The sequence below is a fragment of the Serratia sp. YWN4 genome, assembly GCF_055790845.1.
Genome location: NZ_CM147696.1, coordinates 4910249 through 4926925 on the forward strand (window position 1 = coordinate 4910249; position 16677 = coordinate 4926925).

General features: G+C 52.3%; 14 protein-coding genes and 1 pseudogene. 6 read left to right on the forward strand and 9 right to left on the reverse strand.

From position 1 onward, the window contains the following. Window positions 1-160 precede the first annotated feature (160 nt). The 3 genes from ACX9GT_RS22595 to ACX9GT_RS22605 form a co-directional block, all read right to left on the reverse strand. Window positions 161-1591: a 6-phospho-beta-glucosidase gene (locus tag ACX9GT_RS22595; protein WP_473188816.1), complete on the reverse strand. Its 1431-nt coding sequence runs from the start codon at window positions 1589-1591 to the stop codon at window positions 161-163. A 13-nt stretch (window positions 1592-1604) separates the two neighbouring features. Next, window positions 1605-3050 carry a PTS cellobiose/arbutin/salicin transporter subunit IIBC gene (ascF, locus tag ACX9GT_RS22600; RefSeq protein ID WP_473188817.1) on the reverse strand — a complete coding sequence of 482 codons (1446 nt, stop codon included), beginning with the start codon at window positions 3048-3050 and terminating at the stop codon, window positions 1605-1607. Between the two features lie 168 nt (window positions 3051-3218). Continuing rightward, on the reverse strand, window positions 3219-4988 hold the full coding sequence (locus tag ACX9GT_RS22605) for a sigma-54-dependent Fis family transcriptional regulator (RefSeq protein ID WP_473188818.1): 1770 nt from the start codon (window positions 4986-4988) through the stop codon (window positions 3219-3221). A 273-nt stretch (window positions 4989-5261) separates the two neighbouring features. Between ACX9GT_RS22605 and exaC the strand changes: the two genes are divergently transcribed. From exaC to ACX9GT_RS22625, 4 genes are all read left to right on the forward strand, one after another. Beyond that, window positions 5262-6782 (forward strand): acetaldehyde dehydrogenase ExaC, encoded by a 1521-nt coding sequence (gene exaC / locus ACX9GT_RS22610; RefSeq protein WP_473188819.1) that lies wholly within the window; start codon window positions 5262-5264, stop codon window positions 6780-6782. Window positions 6783-6809: 27 nt separating this feature from the next. Next, the gene (adhP, locus tag ACX9GT_RS22615) at window positions 6810-7835 is read left to right on the forward strand and encodes an alcohol dehydrogenase AdhP (RefSeq protein WP_473188820.1); all 1026 of its coding nucleotides are present in this window, start codon (window positions 6810-6812) and stop codon (window positions 7833-7835) included. A 95-nt stretch (window positions 7836-7930) separates the two neighbouring features. Further along, complete coding sequence (locus tag ACX9GT_RS22620) at window positions 7931-8956, forward strand: LacI family DNA-binding transcriptional regulator (protein WP_473188821.1); 1026 nt, start codon at window positions 7931-7933, stop codon at window positions 8954-8956. Between the two features lie 492 nt (window positions 8957-9448). Continuing rightward, window positions 9449-10093, forward strand: coding sequence for an acyl-homoserine-lactone synthase (locus tag ACX9GT_RS22625; protein ID WP_473188822.1), 645 nt, complete (start codon window positions 9449-9451; stop codon window positions 10091-10093). On the opposite strand, the gene ACX9GT_RS22630 is transcribed toward ACX9GT_RS22625, so the two are convergent. The 4 genes and pseudogenes from ACX9GT_RS22630 to ubiT form a co-directional block, all read right to left on the reverse strand. After that, on the reverse strand, window positions 10094-10810 hold the full coding sequence (locus tag ACX9GT_RS22630; protein WP_473188823.1) for a helix-turn-helix transcriptional regulator: 717 nt from the start codon (window positions 10808-10810) through the stop codon (window positions 10094-10096). It lies immediately after the preceding gene. Between the two features lie 563 nt (window positions 10811-11373). Next, window positions 11374-11571: pseudogene (gene relB / locus ACX9GT_RS22635) on the reverse strand (type II toxin-antitoxin system RelB family antitoxin). A 201-nt stretch (window positions 11572-11772) separates the two neighbouring features. Continuing rightward, window positions 11773-12276 (reverse strand): GNAT family N-acetyltransferase, encoded by a 504-nt coding sequence (locus ACX9GT_RS22640; protein ID WP_473188824.1) that lies wholly within the window; start codon window positions 12274-12276, stop codon window positions 11773-11775. After that, the gene (gene ubiT / locus ACX9GT_RS22645) at window positions 12270-12791 is read right to left on the reverse strand and encodes a ubiquinone anaerobic biosynthesis accessory factor UbiT (RefSeq protein ID WP_473191674.1); all 522 of its coding nucleotides are present in this window, start codon (window positions 12789-12791) and stop codon (window positions 12270-12272) included. The genes ACX9GT_RS22640 and ubiT overlap by 7 nt, the downstream gene beginning before the upstream one ends. A gap of 267 nt (window positions 12792-13058) precedes the next feature. On the opposite strand from ubiT, the gene ubiU reads away from it, so the two are divergent. Together ubiU and ACX9GT_RS22655 are read left to right on the forward strand one after the other, a co-directional pair. Next, window positions 13059-14054 (forward strand): ubiquinone anaerobic biosynthesis protein UbiU, encoded by a 996-nt coding sequence (ubiU, locus tag ACX9GT_RS22650; protein ID WP_473188825.1) that lies wholly within the window; start codon window positions 13059-13061, stop codon window positions 14052-14054. Between the two features lie 11 nt (window positions 14055-14065). Further along, window positions 14066-14944 carry a U32 family peptidase gene (locus tag ACX9GT_RS22655; RefSeq protein ID WP_473188826.1) on the forward strand — a complete coding sequence of 293 codons (879 nt, stop codon included), beginning with the start codon at window positions 14066-14068 and terminating at the stop codon, window positions 14942-14944. A gap of 40 nt (window positions 14945-14984) precedes the next feature. Here ACX9GT_RS22655 and ACX9GT_RS22660 read toward each other — a convergent pair whose 3' ends face one another. Together ACX9GT_RS22660 and ACX9GT_RS22665 are read right to left on the reverse strand one after the other, a co-directional pair. After that, on the reverse strand, window positions 14985-15527 hold the full coding sequence (locus tag ACX9GT_RS22660) for a fimbrial protein (protein ID WP_473188827.1): 543 nt from the start codon (window positions 15525-15527) through the stop codon (window positions 14985-14987). 13 nt (window positions 15528-15540) lie between these two features. After that, entirely contained in the window at window positions 15541-16656 is a 1116-nt protein-coding gene (locus ACX9GT_RS22665) for a fimbrial protein (RefSeq protein ID WP_473188828.1), read from the reverse strand. Window positions 16657-16677: the final 21 nt, after the last annotated feature.

The window sequence follows — 16677 nt, forward strand, 5'->3', positions numbered from 1 at the left end:
TTTCAGCTATAACATCATCTATTCGTGATTTTTCACGCAAGATGTCAATGATTCTCCGCAAGTTTTAGCATAGCTCACCCGTAACATAGGTGATGAAAGTTAAGTTTTCATTTAAATCGGAAAAAGGGAATATCGCCTAGAGCCAATATTCCCTTTTTTATCAGCTTAAATCCGAACCGTTGCTGGCAATAACCTTCTTATACCAGTAAAACGATTTCTTTCTGGTTCTGGCTAAGCTGCCATTCCCCTGATCGTCGCGATCGACATAGACAAAGCCATAGCGTTTGCTCATTTCCCCGGTGGAGGCAGAAACCAGATCGATGCAACCCCAGGAGGTATAACCCATCACCGGAATACCGTCGCTGATCGCATCCGCCATTGCTTTAATATGCTCACGCAAATAGCTGATACGGTAGTCGTCGTCAATTTCACCTTGTTCGTTGATTTCGTCTTTCGCACCCAAGCCGTTTTCCACCAGGAATAGCGGTTTCTGGTAGCGGTCATACATCATGTTCATGGTGATACGCAGACCCAGAGGATCGATCCCCCATCCCCAATCGCTGGCCTGGATATGCGGGTTTTTCAGCGATTTAACCACGTTGGCGGCGCTGCTGTTGTGCTCGTTCATCTCTGCCGAGGCACAGCGCGAGGCGTAATAGCTGAACGAGACAAAATCGACGCTGTTTTTGAGGATCTCAGCGTCGCCCGGCTCCATCTCAACGGCGATGCCTTTTTCCCTGAACAGGCGTTGAGTGTACGAAGGGTAAGCCCCGCGCGCCTGAACGTCGATAAAGAACAGGTTTTCGCGGTCTTTTTCCAGCGCGGCCCACACGTCTTCGGGTTTACACGACCAGGGGTAGAAATTGCCACCGGCCAGCATGCAACCGACCTGATTGTGCGGGTTAACCTCATGGGCGATTTTCGTCGCCAGCGCGCTTGCCAACAGTTCGTGGTGTGCAGCCTGGTATTTCACCTGCTCTTGATTATCGCCCGGTTCGAATACCAGGCCCGCGCCGGAGAACGGGCTGTGCAGCAGAATGTTGATTTCATTGAATGTCAGCCAGTATTTCACCAGCCCATCGAACGCTTCAAAACAGGTGCGGGCGTAATGGGTGAAAAAACCCACCATTTGCCGGTTGCGCCACGAGCCGTATTCACGCACCAAATGCATTGGCACATCGAAATGACACAGCGTCACCAGCGGCTCAATGCCGTGCTTTTTGCATTCGGCAAACACATCGCGGTAGAAAGCGATGCCCTCGGCATTGGGCACGGTTTCATCGCCGTTGGGGAAAATACGGCTCCAGGCGATCGAGGTGCGAAATACGCTGAAACCCATTTCCGCCATTAGGGCGATATCGTCTTTATAACGATGATAAAAATCGATGCCCTGATGGCTCGGGTAGAACTCATCTTCGCGCAGGGCAAAGCGTTTTTCCTGGCCCAGCTTGACTGCCAGCCGATCTTTACCGTGAGGGATCATATCCACCGTGGTCAGCCCTTTGCCGCCTGCAAGATAAGCGCCTTCGGCCTGGTTGGCAGCAAGAGCACCACCCCATAAAAAATCTGCGGGGAAAACAGATGCTGACATAAGAGACCTCTTGTTAATTAGTTACAGACAACTCGGATGCAGGTTTGGCTTTTTCGCTTGCCGCCTCTTCAGGGACGGGAATATCTTCAAAGCCCATCAGCAGCGTGAGGATAAAGGAAAGCACCACCGCCAGGATCATCACGCCAAACACCCAGACAATAGTCATCGGGTTGGCCGGATCGAAAAACTGCACGCTGGTGAACAGGCCCGGTGACGCCATCGAGTGGCTTGCCAACCCGGCTACTCCGGCCACGCCGCCGCAGACAAAGCCGCTGATCAACGCCGCGATCAGCGGGCGCTTCAGGCGTATTGCCACGCCGTAAAGCGCCGGTTCTGAAATACCGGCAACAATGGCAGATGCCGCTGCGGCCAGCGCCGTCTGGCGCAGTTCCGGGTTTTTGGTGCGCCAGGCCACCGCCAGCGATGAACCGCCCAACGAAAGGTTGGCACCAATTTCTGACGGCATGACCATGCCCTCTTTGCCGGTTTCCGCAATGGTCTGAATGATGGTTGGGGTGAACACACGGTGCATCCCGGTCATCACCAGCAGCGGCCACAGCCCGCCCATAATGGCGACGGATAACCAACCCAGATAGCTATGAATGGTGTAGACCAGCGCCGAAATCCCGCTACCAATCCAGATGCCCAGCGGCCCAATCAGCAGGATGGCGATCGGTGCCGAAACCAGCACAATCAGCATCGGCTTGAGGAAGTTTTTGGTCACCGCTGGCGTGATGCGATCGACCCATTTTTCAATGTAAGAGAGCAGCCAGGTCATGAACAGCGCCGGGATCACCGTGTAGGTATACTTCACTGCGGTAACCGGCAGGCCGATAAATTCAACCTGCTGGCCCTGCGCCGCTTTGGCCATCAGATCGATAAAGGTCGGATGCACCAGCACCCCGGCAATGGCGATCGCCAGCGACAGGTTGGTTTTGAACTTTATCGCGGCAGAAGCGGCTACCATCACCGGCAGGAAGAAGAACGCGCCATCGCCGATCACGTTAAGAATAATCAGCGTCGAGGAGTCTTTGCCGAATACGCCGGTCATATTCAGGATCATAGCGAGCAATTTCACCATCGATCCGCCGATAATCGCCGGGATCAGCGGCGACATGGTGCCGATCAGCGCATCCAGGATCCCTGCCCCAATGCGTTTCAGGGTGATTTTGTTTTTTTCTGGCGCAGGCCGCTCGGCCACCGCCCCTTCTGGCAACAGTTTCAACACTTCGGCGTAGGCCTGTGAAACCGTATTGCCAATGATCACCTGGCACTGGTTTTCGCTTCTCACCACGCCCAGCACGCCGCTGATGGCCTTGAGTTTTGCGCTATCAACCACGCTATCGTCGTTGAGCACAAAGCGTAAGCGCGTCATGCAATGCGTCACCGCCGCGACGTTATTCGCTCCCCCAACTGCATCCACTATCGATCTTGATACCGCCGCATAATTCTTTGACATGAGGACAACTCTCATAGATAGGTAACCGGTTCCACACAAGAGTGTAAACATTGAAGTTAAATATCAATTTATAATTTTTTTTATTATCTGTTTTGTGAAGGTGATCGAGCTGGAGAGGTAATGCAAGGTGAGTATCCCGCTCAACGGCGTGAGCGGGGCCAAAGAAGGTTAGCGTTTTTCTCGGGCAGCGCGTCGATACAGCGTGCTGCGGGCGATACCTAACGCCTGAGCCGCTTTGCTGACGTTACCGTTATAGCGTTCAAGGGTTGCTGCAATCACCCGTTCATCATGCTGATGCAGGGCAACTTGAGGCGTAACCTGTTTAGGCCGGTATTTTTCCGGCAGCGCTTCGCAGTTCAGCACCTCATGGTCATCCGCCAAGGCAAGCAGCACTTTGAGCACGCTTCTTAGTTCGCGCACGTTGCCCGGCCAGTCGTAATTCGCCAGCGTTTGCAGCAGTGCAGGAGCGAGTTGGATTCCGCGCTCCACACCGCCCAGTTCCTGCCACAGTTGGGCAATAAAAGCCGGTAAAGAGGGCCATTCACGTAGCGGGGGCAGCGTCAGGGAAAACTCTTGTAGCCGGTAAAGCAGATCCTCGCGGAATTCGCCTGCGACCACCCGTTGATTGAGATCCCGGTGTGTGGCAGAGATAAGCGCAAAGTTGACAGGCCAACTACGGCTGGAACCCAGCGGTGCCACCTCTTTTTCCTGCAACACCCGCAGCAGGCGGGTTTGCAGCGCTAATGGCATATCGCCAATTTCATCCAAAAACAGCACGCCGCCGTCCGCCTCGCGGATCTTGCCGATATAGCCGTTTTTGTTAGCCCCGGTAAACGCCCCCGGCTGATAGCCAAACAGCTCCGACTCAATCAACGGTTCCGGGATCGCCGCACAGTTAATGGCCACAAATTTCCCCTCTCGCCACTGGCTTTGCTGGTACAGCGCCCGGCTGACGTACTCTTTGCCGCTGCCCGTTTCGCCGTGAATACACAGAGACACCCCCGCGTTCAACAGCCTCACCAGCTTATTGGTGTTATCAGGCAGGGAAAGTGAAACATCGGGCACGGTGACCGACGCTACCGCAAAGTGGGTGCGAGCCGGTGCGCGCAGGCGGAAAAAATAGCGCCGCTGGTGGTGAGCGAGGATCGGCTGCGGAACGCTGTTGGCCTGCTGCTCACTATGGGGAAAAAGCTGTTGGAAGGTGAGTGCGCCAAAACGTTCAGCGCTCAGTTGCAGTTCACGCATGGCCAGGCGGTTAGCCGCCATCAGCACGTTACCTGAGAAAACCAGCAGCATCTCCGCAACGCTATCAATCCCCTGAACCTGTGAATGCAGGCTCATCAGCCACTGATCCGGTTGCAGGCTCTGTTTCACCCATAAAGACTCGATCTGCTGCGCGGCTTCTTTGATCCAGGCCAGCGTATAGGGGTGGGGATAATGCGCTGGCCCAGAAATATCCAGCACGCCAGCAAGCTGGCCGTTGGGCGTTTGCAGCGTCATGGCGGCGCAGTACAGCCCCTGATTGCAGGTGAGATAGTGCTGATGAGCGAAGATTTCACAGCCATCGTCAATCGCCAGCGCCGTGCCGATGGCATTGGTGCCACGGCCACATTCGCTCCACAGGTTGCCGGGTGCCAGCGCAAAACGCTGGGCTTTTTGCAGTGCCCGCATGTCACCGAAGGTGTTCAAGATCAGGCCGCTGGCGTTGGAAAGAACCACCACGGATTGCTTATCGGCGATTTTTTCCGCCAGCGCTTTAACCGTAGGATGGGCAACTTGCTGCAACGCGGCGTTACTCGCCAGCACATCAGCCAGCTCTGCCTGACGAAGACGCGGGAAATCATCGGCGATGCGGCTTAAGCCATAGAGTTCGCTGCGCAACCAGGAGTCATTAAGCAACGGCGTATTGACGGTGACGGCTGACGAATTTCCCCGCATTGGTGACCTCATCCCTGCCTAGAAGTGTTGCAATATTGTAGCCATTGCGTTTTATCGGTGTTGCGATTTGCAACACAAATGGCGGATTCTTCCCTCTTGCTACGTAGCCCCAGCAAACCTGAATATTTTAATAACATGATTTTAAATAAATTTTTACCTTAAACGCCCATCATAAAAAGAATGGCACGGCGGCTGCAAGGCAATAGCGCAACCGCAATATGCCCGTAGCGGTTGCCACACTCTGATAGCGATACCCTACATAAGGAGTTTGCGATGCGTTACGCACATCCCGGCACGCCGGATTCATTGGTTTCTTTCAAAGCGGCTTACGGCAACTACATTGGTGGCAAATTCGTAGAACCGCTCGGCGGCCAGTATTTTATGAACACTTCGCCTGTGAATGGCAGTGACATTGCGCAGTTCCCGCGCTCCGATGCCCAGGATATTAACGCTGCATTGGATGCCGCACACCTGGCCGCAGATGCCTGGGGGAAAACCAGCGTGCAGCATCGTTCCACGCTGCTGCTGCGGGTGGCCGATCGTATTGAAGCTAACCTGGAATACCTCGCGGTTGCAGAAAGCTGGGATAACGGGAAACCGATTCGTGAAACCCTGAATGCCGACCTGCCGCTGGCGATCGATCACTTCCGTTACTTTGCCGGTTGCCTGCGGGCACAGGAAGGCAGCGCGGCAGAGATTGATGAACACACCGTTGCCTATCACTTTCATGAGCCGTTGGGCGTGGTCGGCCAGATTATCCCGTGGAACTTCCCTCTGTTGATGGCAGCGTGGAAGCTGGCCCCGGCTTTGGCGGCGGGCAACTGCGTGGTGTTGAAACCGGCGGAGCAGACGCCGCTGGCCATTACGCTGCTGATGGAGCTGATCGGCGATCTGTTCCCCGCAGGCGTGCTCAATGTGGTGCAGGGTTACGGCCGCGAAGCGGGTGAAGCGTTGGCGACCAGCAAACGTATCGCCAAAATCGCCTTCACCGGTTCGACGCCGGTTGGCCGCCATATTATGGCCTGTGCGGCGGAGAACATTATTCCCTGCACCGTTGAGCTGGGCGGTAAATCACCGAACATCTATTTTGCCGATGTGATGGACGCCGAACCGGAGTTTATCGAGAAAGCGGTTGAAGGCCTGGTGCTCGGCTTCTTTAACCAGGGTGAAGTCTGTACCTGCCCTTCGCGTGCGCTGATCCACGAATCCATTTACGCCCCCTTCATGGAGCGCGTGATGGCAAAAGTCAAAAACATCCGCCGTGGCGATCCGCTGGATACCGACACCATGATTGGCGCGCAGGCTTCTCAGCAGCAGTTCGACAAAATCCTTTCCTATATCGACATCGCCCGCAACGAAGGGGGGCAAATCCTGACCGGCGGTGGGAGAGCCAGCATCACGCCTGCGCTGGATAACGGCTTCTATATTCAACCCACGCTGATCAAAGGGAGCAACCAGATGCGTTGTTTCCAAGAAGAGATTTTTGGCCCGGTGATCGGCATCACCACCTTCAAGGACGAAGCGGAAGCCCTGGCTATTGCCAACGAAACCCAGTTCGGCCTGGGTGCGGGCGTCTGGACGCGTGATACCAACCTGGCTTATCGCATGGGGCGCAGCATCAAAGCGGGCCGCGTCTGGACCAACTGTTATCACGTCTATCCGGCCCATGCGGCATTTGGTGGTTATAAGCAATCGGGCGTTGGGCGCGAAACGCACAAAATGGCGTTAAACCAGTACCAGCAAACTAAAAACCTGCTGGTCAGCTATAGCACAGCACCCTTAGGCCTGTTCTAAGCCCATTCTACTTTTAAGGATTGAAAGATGAATACGATGAAAGCCGCAGTGGTTAAAGCGTTTGGAGAACCCTTGGTGATTGAACAGGTGCCGATCCCGAAAGCCGGGCCGGGCCAGCTGTTAGTGAAAATTGTTGCCACCGGCGTCTGCCACACCGACTTGCACGCCGCCGAAGGCGACTGGCCGGTCAAGCCACAGCCGCCGTTCATTCCTGGCCACGAAGGCGTAGGTTATGTGGTGGCGGTAGGTGAAGGCGTAAAGCATATCAAGGAGGGGGATCGGGTAGGAGTACCCTGGCTGTACTCCGCCTGTGGCCACTGCGAACACTGCCTGGACAGTTGGGAAACCCTGTGCCACTCGCAGCAAAACGCTGGCTACTCGGTTAACGGCAGCTTCGCGGAATATTGCCTTGCGGACGCGAACTATGTCGGCATCCTGCCGGATAACGTGGGGTACAACGAAATCGCGCCGATCCTTTGCGCTGGCGTCACGGTCTATAAAGGCCTGAAAATGACCGAAACCAAACCGGGCGACTGGGTGGTGGTTTCCGGTATTGGCGGGCTTGGCCATATGGCGATTCAGTATGCGGTTGCCATGGGGCTGAACGTGGCGGCGGTGGATATCGACGATGATAAGTTGGCGTTTGCCAAGCGTTTAGGGGCCAGCGTGGTGGCGAATGCCAAGCAGGTCGATCCGGCCAAGGTGTTCCATGAAAGCTTCGGCGGCGCACACGGCGTGCTGGTGACCGCCGTTTCGCCAAAAGCCTTCGAGCAGGCCATCGGGACGATGCGCCGCGGCGGCACCATGGTGCTGAATGGGCTGCCACCGGGCACCTTTGACCTGTCGATCTTTAATATGGTGTTGGACGGCATTACCGTGCGCGGCTCCATTGTCGGCACCCGCAAAGATCTGCAAGAAGCCCTCGATTTTGCCGGGCGGCATAAAGTGGCGGCAAATATCAGCGTTGAGCCCCTGAGCAACATCAACGATATTTTTGCCCGCATGCACGCTGGTAAAATAGAAGGGCGTATCGTAGTCGATTTAGCGTTATAAAGCCGGTGGATAATCAGGCAGGTATCGCCTTTGGCTGTACCTGCTTTATTTTGGGTATAGAATGTGCGTCATTGTCAAAAAGCTAGGAAATACCCATGTCTACCATGCAGGAAGTGGCCAAGAAAGCAGGCGTCTCTAAAGCCACTGTTTCACGTGTTCTTTCCGGCAAAGGATACGTCAGCGAAGCAACGAAAGATCGGGTATACAAAGCCATCGAAGAGGCGGGGTATCGCCCCAATCTGCTGGCGAGAAATCTGGCCACCAATAAATCGCAGTGTATTGGCCTGGTAGTGACCAATACGCTCTACAACGGCAGTTATTTCAGCGAGCTGCTTTCCCAGGCGGCGCAAAAACTGGAAGACAATGGTCGCCAGCTTATTCTGGTGGATGGCAAACACAGCGCCGAAGAAGAGCAGGCAGCGATTCAATTCCTGCTCGATTTACGCTGCGATGCCATCATCATCTACCCGCGCTTCTTAACCATCAATGTGATGGACGACATTATCGATCAGCATAAACAGCCGATTATGGTGGTGAACAGAAGATTGAGGAAACACCAAAGCCACTGCATTTGCTGCGACCACAAAGGTGCCAGCTTTAACGCGACTCGATACCTGATTGAACGGGGCCACCGTAATATTGCCTTTATTACCGGTTCGCTGGATTCGCCGACGGCTCTTGAGCGGCTTTCCGGCTATAAAGAGGCGTTAACTCAAAACGGCATTACGCTGCAAGATAACCTGATCGTAAAAGGAAAATGGACGCCCGCCAGCGGTGCCGCCGCGGTAGAGTCTTTGCTGAATGATAAATTAACCTTTAGTGCAGTGCTCGCCAGCAATGATGATATGGCCGTTGGTGCCATCAAGCAATTAAACCAGGCAGGTATTGCCGTGCCCACTCAAGTCTCGGTGATCGGTTTCGATAATATCCCCACCGCCCCGTACCTGCTCCCAGCACTCTCCAGCGTGAAAGACCCGGTCAGCGCTATGATGAATGGAGTGATCGACCGGCTGATTTCTATGCTCGATGGCGGATATTTGTCCAAAGACAATATTTTTACCTCGGAGTTGCTGGTTAGGGATTCGGTGGGCAATGGGCCGTTTGGGGGGAATAATAGTTAAGAGTAACTATTACTTTCCCAGTAATAACGCGAAGCCTGTGCCTAGGAATATGCTCTTAACAAAATTTTGTAACCCGTTGTTTTCATAAGCCACCTGTACAATAGTTAAACATTCAATAATAGTGCTAACCATGCTAATTATCATTGAATAACAACACAGAAAGCCTAAAAACCTCCTTCTACTATTCATTTTTTTACCTTTTATAATCAATATATTGATAAAAATCAGAAAAAGTGAGAGATGACTCACACTGACGAGTTAAATCTGCGCTACTACAGTACGGCGATGAGTACTAAATATTAACGTTTATACGCGGCTGGACAGGCGAGAAATGCCGTTGTTACATTCCCAAAATCAGTTGAAATGCATGACAAAGTTAGCAGAAAGCTGTTCAAAAGAATTATCATACTCGTGTCCCGGCAGGCTCTTAATGAAACTTCACTGATGTTACCGGATGAACTTATTTCTATATATTCATTTACAGGTAGCATTATGTTAAATATTTACAGTGTTGACTACTCATCTCTGAGTAATGAGAAATCTGAAGAACTATTTATGTTAAGAAAAAACATATTTAAAGACAGACTACAATGGGCCGTAAGTTGTTCTGATGGCAAGGAGCTTGATCAGTTTGATAATGAAAAAACAACCTATATTTTTGGTATTGAGAATGGAATAATTATATGCGGAACCAGGGTGATTGATATGAAATATAGCAATATGCTGAACAGCACATTTTCCTCATTTTTTAATAACGTCACTATTCCAAGAGGAAATTATATTGAGTCCACACGATTTTTCGTTGATAAGGAAAGAACCCACTCACTTCTGGGGCACAGATTTCCTGTTACTATGGCTTTGTTTTTATCCCTGATTAACTATGCAAGACAGCATCGTTATGACGGTATACTTGCTGTCGCCAGTCATCCGATGATGTATATAATCAGGAGTTCAGGCTGGAACTTCTCTGTCCTAGAGACCGGACTTTCAGAAAAAAATGAACCTGTCTATCTATTACTTGGGCATACAGATATTGAAAGCCAAAGAAAATTGAAAAATAGAATAAATAGCAGGTGCAATATTCAGGATAAAAACATTCTGAACGATTGGCCACTATCGACTAAACCCTCGATATAATCAATTAGCCGGTTTAATCAGTTGAAGTTCCACACCAAGACGTATTGCATGCCGGGCATTTGCCACACCCAGTTTTTTTACAATATTTGACATATGAAATTTGACGGTCCGCGTTTTTATCCCTAGGATCATTCCCGTTTCCTGATACGTTTTTCCAACGCTTGCCCAATAGAGTATTTCGTTTTCCCTATCAGTAAAGTGAGGATTCTTTTCTGAGTAAGAAGTATTCTTCTCTGACAGCCCAGTCAGCGCAAGATACATCTCATGTACTGACGCCAGTAATACGGATATGTCCCCTTTATTCTGGATGAGAGTTTGTGTCAATCCTTTTCTCCGTTCAGAAGTGATAATAAAAGATAACGTAACGAGATTATTATTATAATCATGCAATACAAAAGTATAACCGTTAGTTACGCCAAATTCCCGAGCCTGATCGAAGAGCTCAGAAAAGTGAAATCCTGAGCCAAGCATCAGATTTTCATCCCATGAAAAAGGTGTCAGCCGATTCAGCGCTGTGATTACTACCGGGTCGGCATACTGCAAACCATTTTCTTTATACCGCTTCACCCATTCACCTGGGTAATTTGTTACACCAAAGATACTCGACATATCTTTTTTAGATAAGACAACATATGCCCAGATTAGCTCTCCAAATTCACCTAATGCAATTTCCAGGTGCTTTCTGATAATTTCACTAACATTCCCTTCGTACTCCATTAACGACTCCTTACAACTCAAATAATTCGCATAGCAAAATATACCAGATTGGTGCGCCAAGACGAAACCATCGAATACTCATTTATATCAATAAGTTACCCAAAATCAATTATTTCAACTCTACTCTGGGGATGTTATGACTATTCTGCATAATACACCACTACGGTATGGATGATATGGGGATTGATGGATGCCTAAATTCTGTCACGTAGCCCAGATAACACATACCGTACAGTATAGCCTCGTCTTCAGAATCAGAGCCTTTATCCGCTAGGATATAGGTTGAGGTACAGGTATCTGACTGTACTTACAGCCAGATTATTTTATCCAGATATATGTACTATTATGGGTGCCAAGAAAGTGTGTTCTGAGCCATTCATAGTAAAGAACCCGGATTTTTTAAAATCCAAGGTTGACAGACCGCCAAGCACCAGGGAAAACCAATAAATTATAACGAAGTACTATTAGAGATAATTTTCCATTTTTATCTGAACATAATTTTTTAAAAACTTATTTTTAGATTTTTCTTAGTTATTAACTACGTATTCGCATAAAAAGGGGAATTAACTTAACGATAATTCCCTTTCTACTTTAGCCTCTTCTATAATTTTCCATGCACCCGCCATCACTTCATCATGAGGAATTCTGGGTTTGGTGCTGTTCATCGCAGCTTAAACTTTGGCACGGAACCAGCGATCATAGCTGTCTGCCTGTTCCTGCGTTTCAAACTCTGACACGATAGGGGACAGTTTTGTTGTCATAGTGTCTTACTCTGTATCCTGCTGACCTTTTGACCAGTATAGCCGGTTCTGCTATGCAGACCAAGCCATGAGAAGTCTGGTTTATCCCCGCGGGCACGAGAACAAACTTGAAATATAAGTTTATTTCAATGTGAAAATTAACCAGGAAATATTCAAGAATTGCCCACAGAGAGGAGCCCTCTCTGTGGTAATAACACACTATTAAAACTGCCCAAAAGGTGCCGAATACGCCACCAGCCCATTAACATCATTCAGGGCGTCTTCTGCCAGCGGGTAAACCTGAAATGCCGCTTCTGTACCTGGCCAACGGCAGTGCAGATCATACTGGGCGGCGGTTTTAAAACCGAAACGCCCGTAGTAGGCCGGATCACCCAGCACCACGACGGCGGCATAGCTGAACTCGTTCAGCGCATCCAGCCCTTCGTAGACCAGCTTTTCGCCCAAGCCTTGGCGGCGCAGGCTTTCATCAACCACCAGCGGCGCAAGCCCTACCCACTGACGATCAACGCCCGCAACATCAACCGGGCTGAAGGCCGCATAGCCAACCACACCGCCTTCATCGTCGGTGGCGACAATGCCCAGCGTCAACAGGCCGTCTTCACGCAGTTGTTGCACTAAATCTGCTTCGTCATCACGCCCGAAAGACCTGCGCAGCAAGGCATCAATACCCGCAGCATCCACCGGGATCTCAACGCGGATCAGCATGGCTGTGGCACACGGGAGGATTGCACCGTGCCCTCCTGCAAACCGGCTTCAATAAAGGCCGCCAGTTGCAACAAGCCAACGCGCAGCGGCGCAGGCATAGCATCCAGATCGATGGCGTCCATCAGATTTTTTACATACAGGCCCAATTCGGTATCTCCTTCAATCCGCAGTCGACGCTGGAAAAACAGCGTATCGGGATCTTGCTTACGCGCTGCAATCAACACCAGATCGTTGGCATCGCCGCTGAAGCTGACATCCGCTTCCGCCTGTTGGCTTACTACCAGCCTGCCGTTTTCAACCGTCATAAACCATTGCAGCGCCAGATCGCGCACCTCGATTTTCAGCCAGCGCGACTCGAGAAACGCTAAATCTCCGTCCTCCAGCGCCTGACGAAACTGCCAGCCCAGCACCTGTTCCAGAAGCTGACGCTGTAGAGCAAACGGCGTCAACTTTAGCGGCCCGCGCAACAGCGACGGCCCCTGACGCACAATGCGTGCCCGTAGTTTTTCCAACACTGTCATTCACTCCTTTCCACTCAGTCTGCCGCTATTTTGCCACATTGGCACACAACGTCACCGGCCTATATCAACAAATAGTGCAATTAACACCCGCAGTCACCTTTCTATCAATACGCCAGAAACTGCCTCAAATCAAAACCTGTTAACGGCGGGTTGACTAAAATTGTCACCCCGTTGACCTCATTGCCGGGCGCAAACCTTAACCGGCAACCATTATCACAGCCTATGTCTCGCTAGGCATACGGCTGAATCAGGATTAAATCTATGGAGCTGCTTTGCCCCGCCGGTAATCTGCCAGCCTTGAAAGCTGCGGTGGATAATGGCGCAGATGCCGTTTACATCGGCTTGAAAGACGATACCAACGCACGCCACTTCGCCGGGCTGAATTTTACCGAGAAGAAGCTGCAAGAAGCAGCCGACTATGTGCATCGGCATGGGCGCAAACTGCATATTGCCATCAACACCTTTGCCCACCCCGATGGCTACGCCCGCTGGCAACGTGCTGTGGATATGGCGGCGCAGTTGGGGGCCGATGCGCTGATCCTGGCCGACCTGGCAATGCTAGAATACGCCGCACAGCGCTACCCGCAGGTCGAGCGCCACGTTTCGGTGCAGGCTTCCGCCACCAATGAAGAAGCCATCCGTTTTTATCAGCGCCACTTCGCTGTGGCGCGCGTGGTGCTGCCACGAGTGCTGTCTATGCATCAGGTCAAACAGCTTTCGCGCACCAGCCCGGTGCCGCTGGAAGTGTTCGCGTTCGGCAGCCTGTGCATCATGGCCGAAGGGCGATGTTATCTCTCTTCCTACCTGACCGGTGAGTCGCCCAATACCGTGGGGGCCTGCTCTCCCGCGCGCTTTGTGCGCTGGCAACAGACGCCACAGGGGATGGAATCGCGCCTGAATGACGTGCTGATCGACCGTTATCAGGATGGCGAAAACGCCGGTTATCCGACGCTGTGCAAAGGCCGCTATCGGGTGGATAACCTGCTCTACCACCCGCTGGAAGAACCCACCAGCCTGAACACGCTGGAGCTTTTACCGGAGTTGCTTGCCGCCAATATTGCCTCGGTGAAGATCGAAGGCCGCCAGCGCAGCCCGGCCTATGTCAGCCAGGTGGCGCGCGTGTGGCGGCAGGCGATCGATCGCTGTAAAGCCAACCCAGCCACCTATCAGGCCGACGCCGCCTGGATGGAAACCCTCGGGTCGATGTCCGAAGGCACCCAAACCACGCTCGGCGCGTATCACCGCAAATGGCAGTAGCAGGAGAAACCATGAAATATGCATTAGGCCCGGTACTCTACTATTGGCCAAAAACCGATATAGAAACCTTTTATCAGCAGGCCGCCAGCAGCAACGCCGATATCATCTATCTTGGTGAAAACGTCTGCACCAAACGGCGCGAGATGAAAGTGGGCGACTGGCTGGCGCTGGCGCAGGAGATCGCCAAATCCGGCAGGCAGGTGGTGATCTCTACCCTGGCGCTGCTGCAAGCGCCTTCGGAACTGAACGAGCTGAAGCGCTATGTGGAAAACGGCGAGTTCCTGATCGAAGCCAACGATCTCGGTACGGTGAATATGGCCGCCGAGCGCGGTTTGCCGTTTGTCGCCGGGCATGCCCTTAATTGCTACAACGCCTACACGCTGCGTCTGTTGCATAAACAGGGCATGACGCGCTGGTGTATGCCGGTGGAGCTTTCCCGTGATTGGTTGGTGAACTTGCTGAATCAGTGCGAAGAGCTGGGGTTCCGCCAGCAGTTTGAAGTGGAAGTGCTGAGTTACGGCCATCTGCCGCTGGCCTATTCCGCGCGTTGCTTTACCGCTCGCTCAGAAAACCGCGGCAAGGACGAATGCGAAACCTGCTGTATCAAATATCCGCAGGGACGAGTCGTTAACTCACAGGAGAACCAACAGGTGTTCGTGCTGAACGGTATTCAGACCATGAGCGGTTACTGCTACAACCTGGGTAATGAGTTGGCCGGGATGCAGGGGTTGGTGGATATTGTGCGCCTGTCGCCGCAGGGGGCAGAAACATTGGCGATGCTCGATCGCTTCCGCGCCAACCAGCAGGGAGCCCAGCCGCTGGCGCTAACCGATCACGCAGAGTGCAACGGCTACTGGCGGCGTGTGGCCGGGTTGGAGTTGGTGCAATAACCTGCGGTAGCGGGGAGAAGTTGCTCTCCCCGTCAATTCTTCAATCGTAGGAGATATTGAACTGTATGGTGCTTTTCACTTTACCGGGAGTGGCTCGCCCGGTGGCGTAATACTCATAGGCAATATCGCACTGGCTCTGGTTATTAACGATGGCCGCGCAGCCAACGCGCGGGCTGGTGCGCAGATCCAGCGGCGTGTCATTCATCAACAGCCTGATCTCAACGTTCTCGGCTTCGCCAGTCAGGGTATTGACCAGATTACCGGTCTCCGCACTGACGGTGCCGCCATTGTTCAGCGTGATATACGGGGTATAACCGTTAGTACAACGCGCCCCGCCCAGATGGATACTGCCTTGGGTACGGCCATGGGTCATACCTGGGCTACTCAGGTTCCCCATGTACACCTTCGGCAACAGCCAATCGTAGGTTTTGTGCTCTTGCCCTTCAATGCTGTCGAAATAACAGGTGGCGAGCTTAATCGAACCCGTCACATTCAGCACTCCGGTGGAAGACGCCTGCACGCTCGCTGCGCAGCAGAACAGCACCAATAGAGAGAAGAGCCTCAACGTATTCGCTATATGCATTTCACTCTCCCGATCACTGATAGGTGATCATAAACTCGATTTGAGCATCAGCCTTGCCCGCCCGGATCGGGGCGGCGGTCTGAATATACGTGGCCTTAACCCCCAGGCTGTAATCACTGCCGCGATCTTCAAGGAAGGTTATATAGTTGGCCAGATCGATATCCTGATTGAATTTGGCTAACTGATAGTTACCGTTTTCCTGTTTGAAGCTCAGTTGCACGCCAACACCCGCAGCGGCATCACCCGCTTCAACATTCAGCTTCGAGATCCCCTGTTCGGCATTTTCGAAGCCATTGCGTGGCGTCAGTTTGATGCTGATGACGTTCGGCTTGAATACGCTGTAGGAGGTCCGGCCATAGAAAGCAGGACAACCCGAAAGCACAATCTGGGTTTCGGCGCTACCCGCCGTGCTGCCAACGCCATTGAACTCATCCGGGTAGTGTTCACCAAGCGGCAGGTAATAGTTACTGCCCACGTTGCAGGTGGCCGGGATCACCGTCAGACTGCCGCTGATCGACGTTTTCTGATAAACAAAATTATCGCCGTTGCCATTCAGTGCAGTCTCAAAGCTGGGCAAGTCGCTTCTACCGATAGTGCCGCTACCAACGTTGCTGGCGGTTTTGATAAATTCAATGTTAAAGCCGACCGAAGCATCACTCTGGCTGGTGAAGTTGAAAACGCTGGTGCTGCTGTTGGATAAATAGGCTGGAAGGCTGCCAGGGATCAGCAAACGTGCGCTGCCACCATCGGGAGTGCCCTGCCACAGCGCCACCCCAATGCCGGGGATATTGGTATTGAACACGTACGGAAACGTGGAGTCACTGTAGCTGGACTGACCATAAGGCGTGCTGGTAAAAGAACTCACCAGAGCATAGATACCCGCCTTACACAGCAGTGTGGCACCGTTACCACTGGTTTGGATCCGCTGGGAATAGATCACGCTACCGATCGGTAAATCTTCCCCGACGGTGACCGAGCCACCGATAGTCAAGCGGGTATCGAGCGGTAAAGAAATAGCGGAACTGCTATCCCACTCACAACCTGCCTCCCCCGCTACGGCGTTTTGCGCATATAAGCCTGCACAGAGCATCACCGATGCCACCGCGCCTGATGCGATTCTTGTTTTCATCTGTTTTCTCATTAACCTTGG

Bases quoted from the DNA above. Each gene is read 5' to 3' on its own strand.
- ACX9GT_RS22660 (WP_473188827.1), bottom strand. From the start codon at position 15,527: ATGCATATAGCGAATACGTTGAGGCTCTTCTCTCTATTGGTGCTGTTC.
- ACX9GT_RS22605 (WP_473188818.1), bottom strand. From the start codon at position 4,988: ATGCGGGGAAATTCGTCAGCCGTCACCGTCAATACGCCGTTGCTTAAT.
- ACX9GT_RS22620 (WP_473188821.1), top strand. From the start codon at position 7,931: ATGTCTACCATGCAGGAAGTGGCCAAGAAAGCAGGCGTCTCTAAAGCC.
- ACX9GT_RS22625 (WP_473188822.1), top strand. From the start codon at position 9,449: ATGTTAAATATTTACAGTGTTGACTACTCATCTCTGAGTAATGAGAAA.
- ACX9GT_RS22630 (WP_473188823.1), bottom strand. From the start codon at position 10,810: ATGGAGTACGAAGGGAATGTTAGTGAAATTATCAGAAAGCACCTGGAA.
- ACX9GT_RS22655 (WP_473188826.1), top strand. From the start codon at position 14,066: ATGAAATATGCATTAGGCCCGGTACTCTACTATTGGCCAAAAACCGAT.
- ACX9GT_RS22595 (WP_473188816.1), bottom strand. From the start codon at position 1,591: ATGTCAGCATCTGTTTTCCCCGCAGATTTTTTATGGGGTGGTGCTCTT.
- ascF (WP_473188817.1), bottom strand. From the start codon at position 3,050: ATGTCAAAGAATTATGCGGCGGTATCAAGATCGATAGTGGATGCAGTT.
- exaC (WP_473188819.1), top strand. From the start codon at position 5,262: ATGCGTTACGCACATCCCGGCACGCCGGATTCATTGGTTTCTTTCAAA.
- adhP (WP_473188820.1), top strand. From the start codon at position 6,810: ATGAATACGATGAAAGCCGCAGTGGTTAAAGCGTTTGGAGAACCCTTG.
- ACX9GT_RS22665 (WP_473188828.1), bottom strand. From the start codon at position 16,656: ATGAAAACAAGAATCGCATCAGGCGCGGTGGCATCGGTGATGCTCTGT.
- ubiU (WP_473188825.1), top strand. From the start codon at position 13,059: ATGGAGCTGCTTTGCCCCGCCGGTAATCTGCCAGCCTTGAAAGCTGCG.
- ACX9GT_RS22640 (WP_473188824.1), bottom strand. From the start codon at position 12,276: ATGCTGATCCGCGTTGAGATCCCGGTGGATGCTGCGGGTATTGATGCC.